At 43.8% G+C, this 19,744-nt stretch carries 19 protein-coding genes; 12 read left to right on the plus strand and 7 right to left on the minus strand.

The features are described from left to right. The first annotated feature begins 609 nt into the window (after nt 1-609). From F6J99_RS23625 to pth, 5 genes are all read left to right on the plus strand, one after another. Entirely contained in the window at nt 610-1,956 is a 1,347-nt protein-coding gene (locus tag F6J99_RS23625) for a serine/threonine-protein kinase (protein ID WP_293115868.1), read from the plus strand. A 587-nt stretch (nt 1,957-2,543) separates the two neighbouring features. Then, the gene (locus F6J99_RS23630; RefSeq protein WP_293115870.1) at nt 2,544-4,055 is read left to right on the plus strand and encodes a cryptochrome/photolyase family protein; all 1,512 of its coding nucleotides are present in this window, start codon (nt 2,544-2,546) and stop codon (nt 4,053-4,055) included. Between the two features lie 112 nt (nt 4,056-4,167). Further along, on the plus strand, nt 4,168-4,398 hold the full coding sequence (locus tag F6J99_RS23635; RefSeq protein ID WP_293115872.1) for a hypothetical protein: 231 nt from the start codon (nt 4,168-4,170) through the stop codon (nt 4,396-4,398). A gap of 380 nt (nt 4,399-4,778) precedes the next feature. Continuing rightward, entirely contained in the window at nt 4,779-5,003 is a 225-nt protein-coding gene (locus F6J99_RS23640; protein ID WP_070391159.1) for a DUF2811 domain-containing protein, read from the plus strand. A gap of 208 nt (nt 5,004-5,211) precedes the next feature. Next, entirely contained in the window at nt 5,212-5,856 is a 645-nt protein-coding gene (pth, locus tag F6J99_RS23645) for an aminoacyl-tRNA hydrolase (protein ID WP_293115874.1), read from the plus strand. Here pth and F6J99_RS23650 read toward each other — a convergent pair. After that, a complete protein-coding gene (locus F6J99_RS23650) occupies nt 5,802-5,996 on the minus strand; it encodes a hypothetical protein (protein WP_293115876.1) in 195 nt (64 codons plus the stop codon). The two genes, pth and F6J99_RS23650, sit on opposite strands and share 55 nt — an antisense overlap. A gap of 41 nt (nt 5,997-6,037) precedes the next feature. Continuing rightward, nucleotides 6,038-7,324: a hypothetical protein gene (locus tag F6J99_RS23655; RefSeq protein ID WP_293115878.1), complete on the minus strand. Its 1,287-nt coding sequence runs from the start codon at nt 7,322-7,324 to the stop codon at nt 6,038-6,040. Nucleotides 7,325-7,656: 332 nt separating this feature from the next. Between F6J99_RS23655 and murF the strand changes: the two genes are divergently transcribed. After that, a complete protein-coding gene (murF, locus tag F6J99_RS23660; RefSeq protein WP_293115880.1) occupies nt 7,657-9,030 on the plus strand; it encodes a UDP-N-acetylmuramoyl-tripeptide--D-alanyl-D-alanine ligase in 1,374 nt (457 codons plus the stop codon). A gap of 25 nt (nt 9,031-9,055) precedes the next feature. Here the strand turns inward: murF and dapF are convergent, their stop codons facing one another. Further along, nucleotides 9,056-9,904 (minus strand): diaminopimelate epimerase, encoded by an 849-nt coding sequence (dapF, locus tag F6J99_RS23665; protein WP_293115883.1) that lies wholly within the window; start codon nt 9,902-9,904, stop codon nt 9,056-9,058. A 201-nt stretch (nt 9,905-10,105) separates the two neighbouring features. Between dapF and F6J99_RS23670 the strand changes: the two genes are divergently transcribed. Then, nucleotides 10,106-10,327, plus strand: a complete 222-nt coding sequence (locus F6J99_RS23670; RefSeq protein ID WP_070391154.1) for an RNA-binding protein hfq — start codon at nt 10,106-10,108, stop codon at nt 10,325-10,327. A 210-nt stretch (nt 10,328-10,537) separates the two neighbouring features. On the opposite strand, the gene F6J99_RS23675 is transcribed toward F6J99_RS23670, so the two are convergent. Further along, on the minus strand, nt 10,538-11,521 hold the full coding sequence (locus F6J99_RS23675) for a hypothetical protein (RefSeq protein ID WP_293072431.1): 984 nt from the start codon (nt 11,519-11,521) through the stop codon (nt 10,538-10,540). A 289-nt stretch (nt 11,522-11,810) separates the two neighbouring features. On the opposite strand from F6J99_RS23675, the gene F6J99_RS23680 reads away from it, so the two are divergent. Both F6J99_RS23680 and F6J99_RS23685 read left to right on the plus strand, forming a co-directional pair. Next, on the plus strand, nt 11,811-12,755 hold the full coding sequence (locus F6J99_RS23680; RefSeq protein WP_070396474.1) for a M23 family metallopeptidase: 945 nt from the start codon (nt 11,811-11,813) through the stop codon (nt 12,753-12,755). A gap of 930 nt (nt 12,756-13,685) precedes the next feature. Then, a complete protein-coding gene (locus F6J99_RS23685; protein ID WP_075896652.1) occupies nt 13,686-14,255 on the plus strand; it encodes a late competence development ComFB family protein in 570 nt (189 codons plus the stop codon). A gap of 63 nt (nt 14,256-14,318) precedes the next feature. Here the strand turns inward: F6J99_RS23685 and F6J99_RS23690 are convergent, their stop codons facing one another. Continuing rightward, nucleotides 14,319-15,044, minus strand: a complete 726-nt coding sequence (locus F6J99_RS23690) for a L,D-transpeptidase (protein WP_229424228.1) — start codon at nt 15,042-15,044, stop codon at nt 14,319-14,321. A gap of 185 nt (nt 15,045-15,229) precedes the next feature. On the opposite strand from F6J99_RS23690, the gene F6J99_RS23695 reads away from it, so the two are divergent. Both F6J99_RS23695 and F6J99_RS23700 read left to right on the plus strand, forming a co-directional pair. Then, nucleotides 15,230-15,883: a sigma-70 family RNA polymerase sigma factor gene (locus F6J99_RS23695; protein WP_070391151.1), complete on the plus strand. Its 654-nt coding sequence runs from the start codon at nt 15,230-15,232 to the stop codon at nt 15,881-15,883. A 206-nt stretch (nt 15,884-16,089) separates the two neighbouring features. After that, nucleotides 16,090-16,638, plus strand: a complete 549-nt coding sequence (locus F6J99_RS23700) for a Fis family transcriptional regulator (RefSeq protein WP_293115886.1) — start codon at nt 16,090-16,092, stop codon at nt 16,636-16,638. Nucleotides 16,639-16,688: 50 nt separating this feature from the next. On the opposite strand, the gene F6J99_RS23705 is transcribed toward F6J99_RS23700, so the two are convergent. After that, nucleotides 16,689-18,128 (minus strand): YdiU family protein, encoded by a 1,440-nt coding sequence (locus tag F6J99_RS23705; protein WP_365974006.1) that lies wholly within the window; start codon nt 18,126-18,128, stop codon nt 16,689-16,691. A gap of 124 nt (nt 18,129-18,252) precedes the next feature. Here F6J99_RS23705 and F6J99_RS23710 point away from each other — a divergent pair, with 124 nt between their 5' ends. Then, nucleotides 18,253-18,504, plus strand: coding sequence for a chlororespiratory reduction protein 7 (locus F6J99_RS23710; RefSeq protein WP_044495296.1), 252 nt, complete (start codon nt 18,253-18,255; stop codon nt 18,502-18,504). Between the two features lie 147 nt (nt 18,505-18,651). On the opposite strand, the gene F6J99_RS23715 is transcribed toward F6J99_RS23710, so the two are convergent. Next, on the minus strand, nt 18,652-19,215 hold the full coding sequence (locus tag F6J99_RS23715) for a DUF2854 domain-containing protein (RefSeq protein WP_293024414.1): 564 nt from the start codon (nt 19,213-19,215) through the stop codon (nt 18,652-18,654). Between the last annotated feature and the right edge of the window lie 529 nt (nt 19,216-19,744).

The raw sequence follows: 19,744 nt of genomic DNA on the forward strand, positions 1-19,744 counted from the left end.
TCCTCTTGCCTCTTGCCTCTTGCCTGTTCCCTATTCCCTATTCCCTATTCCCTATTCCCTACTCCCTATTCCCTATTCCCTATTCCCTATTCCCTACTCCCTATTCCCTATTCCCTATTCCCTATTCCCTATTCCCTATAGCTAGCTTTTTTCTCTTCACAGAGTAATTAACGACTAACAGCTGATGGCGTAGCAAATGGCAAACCTGAAGGAATTATACTAAAGTATATGAGTACTGAAAATTAATCCTCAAAAAATTAATTATCAGGTTTAATAGCATGTCAATAATGTAAGCCGTAAGCCGTCAGCCGTCAGCCGTCAGCTAAAAGCTCACGCGTGCGCGTTCAGCCTTCAGCTAACGTAACTCAGATTAAACCAATGGTTACCTGTTTTAGTCAAAAGCTGAACGCGCACGCGTGCGCGTAGCGCTAATCGCTGTTCGCTGATAGCTGATAGCTGAATACTTACTCAATAATGCTATAGAAGTAATTGTATTATCAATATTATTTGAATTGAGGGTGTCTTAAACTAGTTGATAATCCTCCTAGGAGCCAGGGTGAATCTACTAAACCTAAACACGAAGCACGAAATAACTAACAACTAATCTATATGGTCTGGTCAGAGCAACAGCTGTTACATGGTGGTAAATACAAGATCGAGAAAATTATTGGACGTGGAGCGTTTGGAATTACCTACAAAGCAGTCCATCAGTTACTCAATCAAGATGTTGTAATTAAAACACCACACGAAAGCCTGAGATTGGCTCCAGACTACCCCAACTATGGCGAAGAATTTATCAAGCAAGGACAACTGCTGGCTCAACTGTCTGCTGACCTTGAATCCCTGGTCCAGGTCAGAGACTTGTTTCAAGAAGGAGATACCTACTGCCTCGTAATGGATTTTATTTCCGGGGAAAGTTTGTGGAATTTGGTACAACGCACAGGACCATTACCTGAAACTGATGCAGTAGAGTACATCACTCAAATTGGGTCAGCCTTGAATCTAATCCATGGAGTAGGGCTAGTGCATTTAGATATCAGCCCTCATAATATCGTGGTCAGTAACAGTGGCAAAGCCGTGTTGATTGACTTTGGTATTCCTGGGGATATACTCCGAGATAGTAATGTGTCGAGCCATATTGACAATAAACCATTTCGACCCTACGAGCTATACTACCAAGGCAGTCGTCACGCCACGGTGGATGTCTACTCTCTAGCGGCTTCACTGTACCATGCCGTAACTGGGCTAAATCCTACCGAGTCAATTTACCGCAAGTATGACGGTGAAGAGCTGGTGCCACCAAAGCAACTGGTTCCTAGTATTAGCGATCGCTTAAATCAAGTAATTCTCCAAGCCATGGCCTTAGAGCCAAAAGACCGTCCTCAGTCAGTGCACGAATGGTTACAGCCCTTGAGTGAAGACGATTATTTCATCTGTTTGAGTGAAGCTGATGACCTTAGTTCTGATGTAGGAGTAGATTACCGGCCATTACGGGATTTACTAATTCGTAGAAAGTGGCAAGAGGCAGATCAAGAAACTCTCGCTGTTATGCTCAAAGCAGCAGGACGAGAAGAAGAAGGCTGGCTTGACATCCCAGATATCAACACCTTTCCTTGTACAGACCTCTATACTCTCAACACCCTCTGGGTAAAGTACAGCAATGGGCGCTTTGGCTTTAGTGTACAGAAACAAATCTGGCAGAGCTTAGTGACCGAGAGTGTGCAGGTAACTCCTGGTGCCGATTATGAGTATGAAACTTACTGTCGCTTTGGCGATCAACTCGGATGGCACACCAACGAAAAGTGGCTAGATTACCTTGACCTGCCCTTCACCCTCAATGCTCCCCAGGGGCATCTACCAGTCAGCTATGTCGGATTCTTTTCCGGTTGGGCATACTTTGCCTTTTTTATGGGTGGCGTATCTCTCTTCTCTCGCCTTGAGATATGTAGTATTTAGCCGTATTTATAGCGGTTTTTAATTTGGTCTGGGTGTTAGGGAATCGGGAATCGGGAATCGGGAATCGGGAATCGGGAATCGAGAAACCAGACTGTTTACCTCATTAGGCTAAAAACCGCTAAATAATAGTTATATAGAGCAGTTATAAACCAATTTATAGCTGCTCTATATAACTATTGTTTGATTTATTTTTTTACTAAAAAAACATATACAGCAGTTTGCAATTCAATTAGGGACAAATTTATAGCTTTTTAGGGAGTATAGAGCAGGTATTAGGGAATAGGTAATATAAAAAAAATACTGTGTACATGATAGTTATGCCAACCGCAGTTTAAAAAGAATTAATAATATATGATTAATTTACCCCTAAATTTTAATTAATAATTTAAAAAATCTGTTTTAAACTTTTTTTATATTTCCTATTCTCGATTCCCGATTTCCTATTCCCGATTCCCGATTCCCTACTCCCGTCTTGATGCAGTCGCTACTCCCTACTCCCTACTCCCTATTCCCTATTCCCTAAAACTCAAGACAAAAATCCCTGAAGTTATTGTATGATATCAATAAAGTAAAAAGCATTAGCCAGAATGACTATTGGGATTTGGGTACTAGGGGATCAACTTTGGACTGAACAATCAGCCCTAAACAGTTGTCAACAAAACTCTCAAAATACGCCAGTAATTCTGATTGAATCCCTAAGCTACGTCCAACAAAGACGTTACCACCGCCAAAAACTGGTATTCATTTGGTCAGCCATGCGACACTTTGCTGAGGAATTACGCCAGCAAGGTTGGCCAGTCAGCTATCAAACAGCGGACGACTTTGAAACGCCTCTCCAAGCCTGGGTCACAAAAAATACGATTACCGAACTACGGGTAATGACGCCCAATGACCGACCCTTTGCAGAAATAATTCGCAACCTAAAACTAAATTGCAAAATTACCTTTATTCCCAACAATAATTTTCTGTGGAGCGAGTCTGATTTTAAAACCTGGGCGAAATCTCAAAAACGTCTAATAATGGAAAACTTCTATCGGGTGGGGCGCAAACGATTTAATAGTTTGATGGCAGGAAATAAGCCAATTGGTGGGAAATGGAATTTCGATAAACAAAATCGTAAACCCCCAAAACGTAATCTAAATCCACCAGACGCCCTGTGGTTTGAACCCGACCCAATCACCCAAGAGGTGATCAACTCCGTTAATGCTCAAAACTTTCCCAGCTACGGAAAAACAGAACCATTCCGTTGGGCGGTCAATCGCCATCAAGCTCTTCAAGTATTAGACTTTTTCATTCACCATCGCCTACCCAATTTTGGTCCCTATCAAGATGCCATGGTCACCAACGAAGATACCATGTGGCACTCCCTAATTTCCCCTTACCTCAATATCGGCTTACTCCAACCTGAGGAAGTAATTAAAGCAGTGGAGAATGCTTATCACCAAAACCAACTCGACTTAAGCAGCACAGAAGGATTTATTCGTCAAGTCCTGGGTTGGCGGGAATATATGCACGGCATTTATATCTATATGAACCCTGACTACTCCCAAAGCAATTGGTTCAACCACACCCAGCCCCTACCTGAGTTTTATTGGCATGCGGAGAAAACAGACATGAACTGTTTACGCCAAATTTTGAGTCAGGTTGAACGCACGAGTTATGCCCATCACATTCAGCGACTGATGGTGTTGAGCAATTTTGCTCTAATTGTTGGAGTTTCCCCTCAATCTATAGAAGAATGGTTTCATGGAGCCTTTATCGATGCCCATGATTGGGTGATGCAAACCAATGTGATTGGCATGGGTCAGTTTGCCGATGGCGGCATCCTAGCATCCAAACCTTACGCTGCCTCAGCTAACTACATCAATAAAATGAGCGACTACTGCAGCAGTTGTGGTTACAATCCTCGGAAGCGCACTGGCCAGGGAGCCTGTCCCTTTAATTTCTTATACTGGGATTTTCTTTGCCGCCACCGTGACCAACTCAAGGCTCAAGGCCGCATGAGTTTAGTCTTGTCCCACATCGACAAAATCTCTGATCAAGACATACAACAAATTCATGAAGAAGCTTTAAGGTGGCGTAAGAGACAATCTACCTGACAATACCACATAATTATAGTAGAAGCAATTAGTCAGTAGTTAGATTTTTTTCCTTGTTTTTTCCTTAAGGAGTCAAGTCAAGAGTTTGCTAATACTAGTTCACTAACACTAGTTGACTAATATATCAGGAATCACAATTTACAATGACCCCATCTGTGGTCACCAGTTTTCCACCGCCAACGAAACTGTAAGAATTCTTATCGTTTCTCCCAAATTTCCCCCACAGATTCCCCACTGTTTCCACACAGAGCTTCAAGCTTTTCCACAGTTTTCCCATAGTTTTCCACAAGCCTCAACGGTGGCATTAGGTATTCCAGTTTTACTGGGGATTTTCCCGACTTAGTATTCCGCAGTAGTTAAGACCACAGTTTATGTAAAGTTGTGTAACAAAAAAGCGCCTCAAACCCTGATTATTTGGTATACATTTCGGAATGTCAACAAGAGTTGTAATATTTCGCAGCATTGACAAACCCACCCCATTTCAGATGAAAATGGTGCGACCAACCTATAAAAAAATTTGCTCTCAGCTAACCTACGCCGACTAGCAGGGGTTAGCACGGACTACCCTACCTGATTTGGGGATAGTTCTGAACTAAAGCAAGGGTGACATCAAAATTCAGTGCTTCGGTGCTGGCTTGTCTTGGCTTTCTTTTGGCCAAGGCAGTTATCTGAAGTGCTTGAAATCAGGTGGCTTTTTCCAAAACTTTATATGAAGAGGTGACTATGAACGCAACCGTAAGTATCCTGGCAGAAATCCCCGAAGACCTGCACGAGTCTCTCAAGCGCTACCTAGAAACCCATCCTAGCTGGGACCAAGACCGGGTCTTCGCAGCAGCACTTTCCCTGTTTTTGCTCCAAAATGGTATTGGTAAGACTCCAGAAACGTCCCAGAGTTATCGCGCTTGTGCTCGTGTCTATCTGGAATCCCTCTTTCAATATCCTGCGTAGTTAATCCGGGATGGGGAAAGGTATAACGTGTGAAATATAACGTGTGAAATATAACATGTAAAGTATGACGTGTCAAGTTCCGCACCCATGCCTGCACGGCTTCGCCCTACTCCCCACTCCCTTGTTATGATGTCCGGAAACATCTAGATCATAAAGGGTAGGTAATGGGTAACCCATTACCTACCCTTGACCCAAACGATTTTTGACCATGAGCACTATCGAAACAACCGGACAAATTATAATTCCTCAACTGATTGTGGGTTTAGGTAATCCGGAACCCAAGTACGATAAAACGCGGCACAATATCGGTTTTGAAGTGGTCGATGCGATCGCACGTCGATTACAGATTTCAGGGAGCGAAAATCGCCGCTTTCAGGGATGGTTTGGTCAAGGAATTGGACTAAAAGGAAATAAGCTAAGCTTGCTCAAGCCCCTTACATACATGAATCGCTCTGGACAAGCAATTCGGGCGGTGACTGATTGGTACAAGCTCACACCTGAGTCGGTCTTGATCATTTATGATGATATGGACTTACCAGTAGGGCGTTTGCGTCTGCGCCTTTCCGGTTCAGCGGGAGGACACAATGGCATGAAATCCGCAATTGCCCATCTGGGTACGCAAAACTTCCCTCGCCTGCGCATTGGTATTGGCAAATCCAGTCAGAAGCCAGACACGATCTCCCACGTCCTAGGAAAATTTTCACCTCAGGAAACCGAGTTAATGTCGGAAGTAGTCCAACTAGCCGTTGAGGCAGTTGAACTGTCTCTTAAGCAAGGTGTAGAAAAGGCCATGAGTCTCTACAATAATCGGAATTTGGCAACTATAGCAAAGGGAACAGGGAGTAGGGAGTAGGGAGTAGGGAGTAGGGAGTAGGGAGTAGGGAGTAGGGAGTAGGGAGTAGGGAGTAGGAAGTAGGGAGTAGGGAGTAGGGAGTAGGGAGTAGGGAGTAAGGGAGTGGTAAAAAATCCTGTGTACCTGATCGGTCTGATCAACCCTATAGTTATAGCGCTAGGCTACAATTCACAGAATCCGATCACATAATCTGATTAAGGAAGGAGATATCAGCTGAGCCAAAATGGACACTCAAGGCAATATTCAAGTTTTCCAGAGACGGGACTAACCAGGGTACGCTGTTTCTGGTTTGGGACTCGTAGTGGTTAAACAAAATCGAAAATCGCTTTTCTAAATAGGGCTTGACTTTAGCGCAGACCAATACAATCTTGAGCAATAGTCCAGTGGTAATTGTGGTTCCTACATTGGTAATCAAATCAACAAACGTATAGTGATTGGGGCGCTTAGGACTTTCCACCACCAAAAAGTTTAACAATTGACTACAGGTACGCACCACCATAAATTCATTGGGCCTTTGGTAATCCCATTCAGGCAAGGTGTTTTGCAAATGAGTATACAATCGCTTGTTAAACTGTTGCCTCCCATAGCCTGGGTCAATCGAGGCAACTAAATATTCATATAAATCGTCCTTGAAGTCTTTGAAAAAAGCTGTGTGCCGACTGTGGGTATGGAAGCTACGAGCAACATCTCGGTAGGTGTAAGACCCTTGCACTTTGCCAACAAACTGCTTGAGAGCACTCGCCAACTCTCGTTCGCTCAGCAATGTGGGATTTGACACTGGTTGAATTATCCGTTTTGGAGTCGTGATAGCCCGATTTCGCATGACATTGGCGCATCGCACCTGATAGGTTACGTACTTAGATAAATCACACTCAAAGCGCCGTTGAACCCTAGCTTGAACTTGCCGGACAGTTTGCTGATATTCCTGAGAGCTGTCTTCACTGAGTAAGCAATGTTCATATAAGTAGGGATACCGCTGAATCAAGTTTGCCACTCGCTTAGAACCATTAGAGTATAGAGGTGTATCACTCATTACTATGGACAGACGTTGCAAGGTTAGATATTGCTCTGTTCTTTTGAACAGCTGCATTAGTTCCCGCAGGCGTCTAGGAGCCCGAGAGTGAACCCTTAAAGGAGACGGCACATGATCAAACAAAGCTACCAATTCTTGGACTGCTCTTCTGGAGTGTGGTTTCAGATGCCAGTGATTGATCAGAATATGACAGCAGCGATTGATCACAAATCGGAACTCTGTCGGAGCCCGCTTATCCATTACTATCTTTTCCAAGGCCAACCAGATGTCAAAATCTTCGTATCCTACTCCATCCAGGAAGAGCCTTTGGAAGCGTTCAATTGATTGCTTTGGTGATTCTACCCTTACCCACTGGAGTAAGTGATTGTAGACTTGCTGCTCTGGCAAGCTAATATGTCGAATTTCCGATTCTTTAGAGTCTCTCCAGGTGGTCACTTTCGGTAGCTCTCCTAGGTGCTAAATCTAGGGCTCATCAATGGTGGTTGGCTTGAAAAGATGAAAATTCAACTTTAAATGGCTTAGCTAACACAAAGAGAGTTTGGCCTATCACAATTAATCTACGATGGTAGATATATTCTAATGATCACCTAAACTTGAGGTGAGCTATTATAGTACTAGTATATCTTCATCTACTCTTTACCTAATTGTGCAAATGAGTGTAAATTGTGAAAATTAAGTAAAAACAATGTGAAATTTATTGAATTACCTGGAAAATAGAGCGTTTAGATAAAACAGCACAATTAGGACACTGGGAGAAAAATAAGGTTATGGTGTGTCGGCTTCTTGTAGGAAAATTAGTTGACATTCTCGCCGCCAAGACAGTAGGCATTCCAGAAAAAATCCTGGAAAAGTCATTCACTGGCATTACCACAGATACCCGTCACCTTGAGCCTGGTCAACTATTTTTAGCACTGCGGGGTGAAAAGTTTGATGGTCATGATTATGCAGCTCTGGCTGTAGAGAAGGGGGCATTAGCGGTCATTGCCGAGGCGACTAACGTCAGCCAACTCGAAGGTTTGCCCCTGATTCAGGTAGAAAATACTCTCAAAACCTACCAGCAAATTGCTCGGTGGTGGCGTGACCAGTTTCAGATTCCGGTGATTGCTGTCACTGGTTCTGTAGGCAAAACTACCACTAAGGAGCTAATCGCAGCAGTTTTGTCTACTAAAGGCACTGTGCTCAAAACCCAGGCCAATTACAACAATGAAATTGGTGTACCCAAAACCTTGCTGGAGTTGGCACCAGACCATGACTATGCTGTAATCGAAATGGCCATGCGTGGTTCAGGACAGATTGCTGAGTTGACCGAGATCGCCAACCCTACGGTGGGCGTGATTACTAATGTGGGTACAGCTCATATTGGTCTGTTGGGTTCTACGGAAGCGATCGCAAAAGCCAAGTGTGAGTTATTAGCCCATATGTCCAACAACGGTGTAGCAGTTCTCAATCACGACAATCAACGCCTAATTGACACCGCAGCTCAGGTTTGGCAAGGGCAAACCATAACCTATGGTTTAGAGGGTGGTGATGTCCAAGGAGAGTTGATTGCACCAGAAATCCTGAAAGTAGAGGCCATGGAGTTTCCTATCCCCCTCCCAGGTCGCCACAATGCCCTGAACTATCTCGGGGCTCTAGCCATTGGGAAATTATTGGGAGTGGATTGGGAAACCCTCAGGAATGGTTTAAAGGTTGAGCTACCGGCAGGTCGAGCCCAGCGTTATGAGTTACCTAACGATGTAGTGATTCTCGATGAAACCTACAATGCTGGAGTTGAATCTATGGTAGCTGCTCTAGAAATGCTGGCTCAGACTCCTGGCAAACGCCATATAGCAGTACTTGGGGCGATGAAGGAATTGGGAACAAAATCCGGTGAACTTCATCAGCAAGTGGGTCAAAAGGTTGAGCAACTAAATATTGATGGCTTGCGGATTTTGGTGGATGAAAGTGAGCCAGAAGCAGAAGCGATCGCAACCGGTGTTACTTCCGTGCCAGTTGAGTGTTTCTGTGACTCTAATCCTCTAGTGGAACATCTACTGGGGTTTGTCCAACCTGGGGATCGTCTATTGTTTAAAGCCTCCCATTCCGTTGGTCTCGATCAGGTAGTCAAGCAGTTTAAAGTAGGGTTTTCCAAGCAAGATTGATCTCAAGCCAGGAAATCTGGGCTGATCAGGAGATTTGCGATAGTTTACCCGTGAAAACTTGCTCAGCTGGCCCAGTCATGTAAACTCGCTGGTCGGTTTCGGACCATTCAATGTCAAGACAACCACCAGGAAGCTCCACGGTACAAATGCGATCGCTTTTGTTAGTTAACACACCAGCCACCACAGAAGCACAAGCCCCCGTGCCACAGGCGAGAGTTGCCCCAGCACCCCGCTCCCAAACCCGCATCTTGATATAATCGGGACGCACCACTTGGATAAATTCTGTATTGGTTCGTTGGGGGAAAACTGAGTGATGCTCAAACAGTGGACCAATGGTTTCTAGAGGTATGGCATCGGCATCCTCCACAAAGGTAATACAGTGAGGATTCCCCATACTGACACAGGTAACCTCCCATAATTTGTCAGCTATTTCGATCGGGGTATTGATTACCTTTTGGTCAGCCTCTGCCAAAACAGTGGGAATTTGAGCTGCACTAAGCTGGGGCATCCCCATATCCACCCTGACTTTACCATCGCCCTTGAGTTCAGGAATGATCACCCCAGCCAGGGTATGGATCCGATAATGAGTTTTGTGATTATCCCCCTCTAAATCAGCCAGAAACTTTCCTAAACAGCGAATCCCATTACCACACATCTCTGGTTCAGAACCATCAGAGTTGAAAATCCGCATCGTATAGTCAGTACCCTCTTGTCCTGGCAGGGCAAAAATCACACCATCTGCACCGATTCCAAAATTGCGATCGCATAGCTGCAGCGCTTGCTCTGAGGTTATTCTGGGTTCCGGGTCATCCCGATTATCAATCAGAATAAAGTCATTCCCCAGTCCATGGTACTTTGTAAACTCCATAGTCAATTCCCTATTAATCGGCTCTGGTGCTATGGTAATTCTTTTGCAGCCTTTTGTTTAAGTTTCGCTAATTTTCGCCGATTTAGCTACCGACTGATTAAAATACTTGTTCTAATTATGCTGCCCAAAACGCCAAAAACCCTCCTGGCCAAGTATGATTGGTTATGATTGTTAGGGTTCCCACACATCCCACGATTTTTTGTGATTATGGCCCAATTCGATACCGGCTTGCCCAGTATTAGTCAAATTCAAGGCTATATCAAAGACCAACAACTCCTAGAGCTAAAACTTCTCACTGGAGATTCCTTTAGCGGGCAATTGTGCTGGCAAGATCAAAACTGCCTGTGTCTGATCACTCAAGATCAGCAGACCATCATGATCCCTTATCATGCGATCGCTTATCTAAAGCCACAGGCACCTAAAGCCTAAAGGTAACCATTCAGCCGTCAGTGGTCAGTTTATTTTATTCAAAGGTACGCTCTTACCATTAAGAATTAAATTCGCGCTTATTGTCGCACCATTAAGCACCGATTGCGCTACTAGATCGGTGCTTCGCGAACAGTAGCGTGGCCTTTAGCTGATACGCGACACGCTGATAGCTGATTGCTAAAGGTTAAAGGCTAAAGGCTGAAGTTTGATTTACAACTTATAGCTGAGTCCAGTCAGTAACAATATAGTTGCGATAATACAGCCGAAGCATCCCAGGGCAAGATTAGTCATATTCGATTGACTTGCTGATGCTAGGGCTGTATTGAGATCCGGTGAAGTTAGACGTTCATAGTTTTTTATTGCCACATTCGCTTCTGGTAAAGAAGAGATCAGACTACCAATAAAATAATGTAAACCTACAAACACTGCTGAGCCCAACCACTGACTTAATACTGAACTATATAGTTCAGTATAGGCCAAGAATAAGGCATTTAAAACATAACATAATACCGTCAGGGATATAGTCCCTAAAAAAAACTTCCACCAGTTTGACTCAAAATCTTCCTCAGTGATATCTTCAAATAATCCTGGGCGCTTCTTTTTCAAGTTATTTTCAAAATACACAAATATCCCAATCCCAATTATACATATCAACACTCCGATTAATAACCAGTGCCATGTTCTTAATGGGATGTCTTCTGATAAATAATTAAACTGAAAGCCTCCGGTTAGGCACCAATAGGCTATACTGGCAAATCCAAACATACTTAAGGACATAATTGAATGCCAAATTACCAACTTTTTTTCACGATTGATTAGAGTCATGAGATTTAATATCTTATTGAAATCCCTCTTGAAAAACCACTTAACTAAAACAAATAATGGAGCAACAAAAAACATAAGATAAATGTTTGCAAAATTTGAGCCTAGTGGGGTAGCTATCCCTCCTAGCCTACCTAATCCCAGTGAGACAAGCATTAAAAGTAACTCAGGATTGTTGGTACTTGAGTTAATCACCAAGGTGCGTTGCTCGCGCCCTAAATAGTCACCAGCAAGACCCGCTGCACAGCTCACCATCAAATCAGTGGTGTAGGGAATTAACCAAAAGCAAAATGTTACGGCTGTAATTAAAGAAATCACCAGGAAGGGGATTTCACCAATGAAGTCATGGAGCTTGATGATCCAACTGTCCATTAATTTAAACCTCGACTTAGTTTGGCAATCGTGAGTTACCCTTAAAAAAAACTATTTCATAGTTTGGTATTGATTGATATAGAGCATCCATCGACCGAGTTAGCCTAACCGTTAGTGTGATAGACTATCGACCTTACTTAGATGTCCTTTTATGATGGCACCTGACTCAATCTTCTTTGGTCCGGTTCATCTGCAAACTAGATGGAATTGGAAACACACTGGGCTAAATGATAGTCTATGCCCCAGTAGCTAAAGAATAAAAATCTATAGTCGCGCTTTGTATAAGTCAGTGAAATCACTATCCTCTCATGGCTCACTATCAGGGCTAGAGCACTATTCTCCTTCTAGTCCCACCCCACTTCTGAGTGCAAAGCACCTTGCCAAACGCCTGATTACAACGACAGCAATAGCCCTGGCATCGGGTTTTGTAGCCCTGTGCCAACCAGTGCAAGCTTTACAGGTACAAGTTCAACCAGACAATCCCCAGTTAGGCGATACTTTGTCAGTGGTAATTCAAACCGAAACAGTTGGTTCACCACCAACCGTTTCTATGGGTCAAAAGACCTATCCTACCTTTGCAGCAGGGACAAATCGTTATCGAGCTTTAGTACCCACTACCCCATTAGATAAACCAGGAAAATTGGTTTTGCGGGTGGCTGGTGATGGTAAAGTCAACAACATAGCTGTACCACTTCAGAATCGGTCTTTCCCTGTCCAACGCATCCGCCTGTCTGGCAAAGCCTCTGCCCCAGCAACCCAGTTTGAATTAAATCGGGTTGCCCAGTTTAAAAAATTATTGACCCCAGAAAAATTCTGGAATGGTAAATTTTATAGACCCAACAATGCTCGTGTCTCCAGCGTTTTCGGTATTCGTCGCTACTACAACGGTGTCTTTGCTAAAAACTACTACCATCGTGGTGTTGACTATGCTGGTGGCTTCGGTTCACCAGTAGTAGCACCAGCAGCAGGACGGATAGCACTAGTGGGACGAGAGTCTCAAGGTTTCCGGGTTCATGGTAACACTGTAGGGATTAACCATGGTCAAGGGGTACTCAGTATCATGCTGCACTTGAGCCAAATTAAAGTTAAAGAGGGGGATTTTGTTCAAGCTGGCCAGGTCATTGGTAGCATTGGTTCTACAGGTGCTTCCACTGGTCCTCATCTACATTGGGGTCTCTATGTTCACGGTCAGTCGGTTGACCCGGTACCCTGGAGATGGCAAGGTGTGAATTGACCGAAAAAGTGGGTCAATAGCCCCGTCCTTCGGCAGACGGCTTTTGTTCACTGTGGTATAATAAAAAGGTAGCCTAGCACAGACAGGATTCGTCGGTACTGTCAACAAACTAACGACGTAAAGCGATGCTAGTACATGAGGCGCGAAAAACCTCATTAAAAACGTATGGATCAAGCGCTGATACCGACAACCAGTAAAGCAAATCTTAAAAGATGAAAGTACCGTGGGGTTTGAAGTTACCGTAAGTAGAGTGGAGCCTTTACAGGGGACTGGCTATGAGAAAAAGGGTCAAAACTTATTAACTAAGGCTCCACTCTACTAAGGTTTCGTTTCCGGCACACGGAAACTGAGGAAACTCAACGCTTAGGGAGATAAGCCCACTGGGGTTAGTTAAATTAAGCTCAATATTTGGTTTTTAACGGATATTTGGCTTAAACATTGCCTTTGCTGGATAACTAATTTTAAGGCATGTCGAAGAACTAAGAATCCCCGTCCTTCCAGGGCGGGGAGTGTCAACTGACCCCAGCCCATCACTTAAGTGGATCACCTATACAATAACTAAGCCAGCACATTTTTCATCATAGGTAAAGCTTAAAGGTTAAAGGGAATGGGCAAGAGGGAAAAATTTTCTTTCCTCTTGCCGGTTCCCTATGGGTTAGCTGTTCACTTGTCCTGGCCTTAGGACAAGGGTGGTTATTGACCACTACTCCATAAATTCCTCGTATTTGTAGTTAGTCATGGTATAAAGCCCTATGGCTAACTTACTTTTTTTGATTTTACTAGAAAATCCCACTAACCACTGACTCCGCTTCACGAAATCCCCCAGATTCACCCATCGGTATCAGCTTAATCAGATCAAGACGAAGCTAAATTCCTAGATTATACTATTAATTATTTTGACAATTAAATCAATAGCTATTAAATCTACTCATGAGAATTGAGCAAATTGTAGAAAAAGCGTTGAAAGATGGCTACTTAACTCCCCTGATGGAGAGTGAGGTCGGTCGCCTTTGTGACACAGCTTCGGAACTCTCCATTGAAGAATATATGGCATTAGACAAGCTGATGGGGGCGCTGCTATCTGGTGAGGTGGTTACAGTTGCTCGCAAGCAGTTTATCAATGTCATGGAAGAGTTGGTATTAAGCGAAGCAATTGATCAAGTTACCAAGATAGAAGACAAGAGCGATCGCTTTCTGGAGGTAGGAGATATTGCTGCCTATGCCCTCAATAGACTGCCCCCTCTCTATGCCACTACCGAAAAAGGTGCTCAATACCAGCGTAAAAGAGCAAAGCAAGACCTAATGGATTTAATTAACCATCAAGTCAAGGATGCCATAGCCAAATACCTAGAGCGACCTGATTTTGGCGCTGATCGCCAAGCAATCCGCAAAAAAACCAGCAAAGATCTGATGGGACAGATTAGTAGTATGTTAGAGGGCTGTGCACCAGGCTTTGAGCCCAAGCCTCAGCGCTCAAATGGATTACATGGATTACGTTGAGTCTAATGTTAACAGGTTATGGTAAAAAAAAATTTTAAAGTACAATTTTTGGCGTTGAGATGTTTAATTTCTCACAATTACTGGTGTTCCTAGACTGACCTGCTCATACAACTGTTTAATATCCTGGTTGAGCATCCGTAAGCAGCCGTGGGAAACCGCTTTGCCGATTAGCTCTTCTTCATCAGTGCCATGAAGCCCGATTTGATGGTGTCCGTCAGACCAAAAACCAATCCACCTTTCTCCTAAAGGATTATCAGGTCCAGGAGGTATGAGTTCACCAGTAATCGGTTCTTTCCAAATAGGGTTGGGTTGTTTGCGAATAATTTTGAAACTGCCAGTGGGTGTATCCCAACCGGGTTTACCAATAGCAATTGGGTGGCTCTGGAGCAATTGTTCTCCCCAGTACAAATAGACCGTAGTATCACTCAAATCCACAACTACCTGGTAAGTAATAGCAGCAATTGCATCAGTAAAATAAGAGGTGGCTGGTAAAACCTTGGGAATTTTTGATTTCAGTCTCTTTAGCGTTACCTGAGGTTTGATCAGATCTGAGGCTGTTTTTTCGGATGACAACGGTTCCAGTTCTGGGTATACTGAAGAGGTTTTTGTCAGCGTCTTATCTGTATCGAGTCGTGCTATGGTCAACCGAGAGGTTGCTGGCAAGACCTGGCTAATCTCAGGTGTAAGTTGCTTCAGCTTAAGCTGTGGTAGTTTAGCTGAGATTAACAATCCTGCTGACCCAAAGCAAAATATCATTAAGCTAGTGTTAATTGAGTTGCTTATGGCCATAATTAATTTATTTAATAGTTAATTAATTGGAAATGACTAGTTAATTTAATAGTTAATTGGCTGTTTGCTGGCTCAGTCCACTACAAGCGTGAAAATGTAAGATAGACTAGTGCTCGATGAGCGGGAACCAATCGCAGAAGTTGGGAGTCAATGAGAGGAAGAAAGTTTTAGAAGCTATTCCAATCATGAGTCAACCAATTTCTCTATCCTGGTCAACAGAGGTAACACTTCCTCAAGTGCCGGTGCAACCTGAGAAACTCTCTAACTATGATTTGGTTTTACGCTGTCAGGAAGGTATGAATCCTGACCGCACAGCCTTTGCTGAGCTACTACGTCGGTATCAGTCCCACGTGGATAAGATTTTGTATCACTTAGCACCAGACTGGCAAGATCGCTCCGATTTAGCCCAAGAGGTCTGGATTAGGGTTTACCGTAATATTAAACGACTTAATGAACCAGTCAAGTTCAAAGGTTGGTTAAGCCGTATTGCCACCAATCTTTTCTATGATGAGCTCCGCAAACGCAAGCGGGTAGCCCACCCCCTGTCTCTGGATGCACCACGTCATATGGATGATGGCGATATGGATTGGGAAATTGCTTCAGCAGAGCCTGGTCCAGAAGAAGATATGACGACCAGAGAGTTTTATGAGCAACTGCACAAGGCAATATCAGAGTTGCCAGAAGTGTTTCGTACTACCATCATCCTTAGGGAAATCGAAGGTATGGCTTATGAAGAAATTGCCGAAATTACTGGCGCTTCTCTCGGAACCGTTAAGTCTAGAATTGCTAGAGCAAGAGCGAGATTGCAATCTCACCTGCAAGCTTATCTAGATTCCTAAACATCAGTATAGTTACTTAATAATATATCAAATCTTTACAAGGCTTGCTTAATCAGATCTTTATCTAAATCCCATAATTTGAGAAGACAAGCTTGTTCAAATCTTTATCTAAAGCGCCGGATTTCCTTTATTGGTTATTCCCTTAATATAAAAAATATGGGAGATCTAGTGTGGGGAGTTTACGATGACTCGTTGGTGATGAGAAAATGACCTCTAAATTTAACCCTGATAACACTTATGGGCAGGAATCTGCCAAAGATATGGATTCCCTCAAACGCAATCGCTTTCAATTAATCAGTGCCTACGTTGATGGGGAAGTAACATCAGCAGAGCGCTCTGATGTGCAGCAGCTATTGGCAACTGACCCAGAGGCCAAACGATTATACAATCGACTGCTGATGCTACGTCAGGCATTCCGAACCATGCCCGTCCCACAAACAGAGCAACCAGCTCAAGAACTGGCACAGCAAGTTTTCTCAAAAATTGACCGCCGCCGGAATCGCCGAAAATTTGTTTGGGGTGGTGCTGCCCTTGCTGCCATGTTTGTCGGTGCGGTTTCGATGATTATGCCTAATGGACCCTCAACAGTGCCACAGATGGCCACTAACCCAACTCCATTGCCAAAAGCAGAACCCCTCAGGATTGCTCTAAATCGACCGCTGCTAGAGATACCATTAGCTCCAGTGTCATCTCCTAGACCGTCAGGAGTATTACCAGAAGTTAATGGAAATGTCAACAATCTTAATTTGAATTAAATTAAATTCAGATAAATGGTTCTTGCCTCAGCTTGGAACTAATCACTGTTTCATTGTTTAGCTTGTAGTTTGCTGATCAACTCATAAAACGGCTCCCAATTATCTTCCTGAGTAATTGGCTCCCAAACTGCCTCAATTACAGGTCTGAGTAAAGCAGTGTGCGGATTCTTATCTCGCAAACGTGTTGACATATCCTTAAGCTGATCAACTGATAAATTTTGTAAAAGGTGGTGGTAGAAATTGCGCCAATCTGCTAGGGATGAATACTGAGCATCTGACTCCCAAAAAGATTCTCGGCTCATTATCTGAGTAACATCATCTCGCCAACTCTTATCAAACTGTTGGGCTAATTCAGCAAAGAAAGCGTGATAACCAACCTGAGTATCTTGCAGGAACTGAATCGTTAACCTCAATAACTCTGACTCTTCCGACTCTGGCAACTGTTCAAATCCCAGTTTATTCAGCATCAAGTGCCGATAATTGCGGTAATAATGTTTCCCAAACTCGGCTAAACCTGCTTCCATCTCCGATGTTGGGATTACCATCCCTAACGGTTGCTGAAGCATTTCTAAATTTAACTGACAAATTCCAGGTTGATTGCCGTAACTATAGCGCCTGTAATAGTCAAAGTAAGCAGCGGTAAACTTAGGGTCATAGGTGGGGATAAAGGCGAATGGTCCATAATCAAAACTTTCGCCAGTAATCGACATATTGTCGGTATTTAAGACAGCGTGACAAAAACCCGCTGCCATCCACTGGGCTGCTAATCGAGCCACTCGTTCCACCAACTCAGCGTAAAACTGAGCATACTGCTCCTGTTTCTTATCCTCCCTGAGGGGGATTATGCTTGGGTAGTACTGCTCAATCACATGGTCTAATAGCTTTTTGATTAAATCCGGACGCTTAAAGTAATGCAGTCGCTCAAAGGTACCAAACCGGATATGGGAACGGCTAAAACGTACTATAACTGATGAGCGAGTTGGAGAAGGTTCATCACCTCGCCACAGTTGCTCTCCAGTTTCAATCAGGCTCAGACAGCGGGAGGTCAAAACGCCAAGATGGTGCAACGCTTCAGCTGCAAGTACTTCCCGCACCCCTCCTTTGAGGGTCAGTCTACCATCAGCAGTTCGGGAGTAGGGTGTGGTGCCAGAGCCTTTGGTACCGAAGTCGTAAAGTTCCCCATCAATACCTCTTACTTGACCATAGAGAAAACCTCTGCCATCCCCTAGTCTAGGGTTATATTCACCAAATTGATAGCCGTGGTAGCGCAGGGCTAAAAAAGGTCGAACTCCCTGAAATTTACCGAAAGCTTGGATAAAGTCTTGGTCATTAGTGTCTTGGGGATTTAACCCAATACGGGGTAGCAATTGGTCGTTACGAAATCGCAGGATATGCCTAGGAAATTCTGCTGCTGCTACTTCGTCAAAATAGTCATATCCCAGGGATTCTAAGGCTGGCTCGTAGTTGAGAGAAAGAAACATATCGATCAGGGTTTTGTAGCTGGCACGGGAATAGGTTTGCAAAGGAATAGTTTTTTAGTTACCACAAAGACCCAAAAAATCACAAACATCCTAAGATTATAAACGAAGGAAGAAAGCAGATTTGATCTAAGATATGCCTAATTCTATAATGTTCCAGGAAGATGGGTATGTAGTTCTCGAAACTAATCAGCCAGAGGTGATTCTGACTCCAATGGAGTTAAAGTCAAAGTTAATGGCAATCTTGGCAAATCGTCAGGATGATTTGCCAAGGGATTTGCAGCATTTGACCTCTTTAGAGGAGCAAGGACAGTATTTGATGGAGACCAGCTGTGAATTAGATGTAGGACCTGGAGAGTATTTACAATGGTATGTAGTGCGCCTCTAAAAACTATACCGGCAACAGAACAGCAACCCTGAGCGCCGATGTCTAGGCAAGAACTCGGCGCTCAGCGTCACAGGGCGGTATATGACAGACTGTTTCAACGGAGAATCCCCGTCTAGGTAACAGCGGAGAGCTTTAAAGGTAAGGTCTTTACACGCTGGTGCTTTCTTCCGGTATTGCCACTAGTGCTACATCCACCTGGTCTTCTTCAAGTTCGGTTAAATCTACTCTAATACCAGGTCCAAAGAAGTTTTCCAGTTTTTCCTGCTTTTTGAGCCAAGTCTCAAAAGGAATTAGTGGGGAATCAAATTCGAGAATTAAGGCATAAGCACCATCCACCGAAGTTTCTCGTAACCCCATCAACACAGGTCTTTCTTCATCAGTAGGAGATAAACCAAGGCTTTCCAAGGAACTATCTAGATGGGCTTCTTGACCATAGCGATATCGCATTACGTCTTTGCGAATCTGGTTTTGGATTGGGGTGGCGCTTTGCTCTCGCAGCGTCAGGACTTCAGGAATTGTTGGTTGGCTTAATTCCACAGGCTTTAACTCCGCAGCTTTGAGGGCAAGACCTCCTAGTAGAATCGGAATTCCATAAAAGAATCCCACTAGATTGAGGGTGGCATTATCGGTGGCGTAGGCAACAAAGCCGATTACGGTCAGTAATCCACCAATGACTAGACCTACAGTTCCTAGGGAAGTTCGGGGTAACATTATTTAGCTATGTAACAGAAATAACTCCAGTTTTATTATCATAGAGTGGTGGTCAAGTCATAGAAGTTGACAAAATTACCAATATATGGTTTGGGGTGAATTTTATCCACTCCTATCTGCCTAGCAATCAGAACCCTGAAAATAGGGATAATACGGTATTTAACCCTACAAATCGGACATAGCCATTTTACTAGCGCTATGGTATAAGTCAATTAAGACCTTGACACTGTAACTATGCCCAGAAAAGTAGGAGCAACCAAGAGAATATCCACTCAAGTCGTCCCCGTAATAGGAGTGACAGAGTCGGTTGAACTTGAGTTACTGTCTACCATGATAAAACTGGGCATCGTCAGGTCTGAGTCTTACAACAAGCTAGGGAGTATCAACCACTGGGGACTTGACTGGGTGCGGCTCGTTCCAACTAGGAGCCTTCAGCGACTGAAGGGGTATGAGTTGGGGACTTGCGCAGGATAAAACCTGAAAAGTCTAACTACCTATCGGATGCAGGTGAAAGCCCTGCCTATGAGGA

The organism is Moorena sp. SIO4G3 (genome assembly GCF_010692305.1).
In the GTDB taxonomy this organism is placed as follows: Bacteria; Cyanobacteriota; Cyanobacteriia; order Cyanobacteriales; family Coleofasciculaceae; genus Moorena; species Moorena producens_A.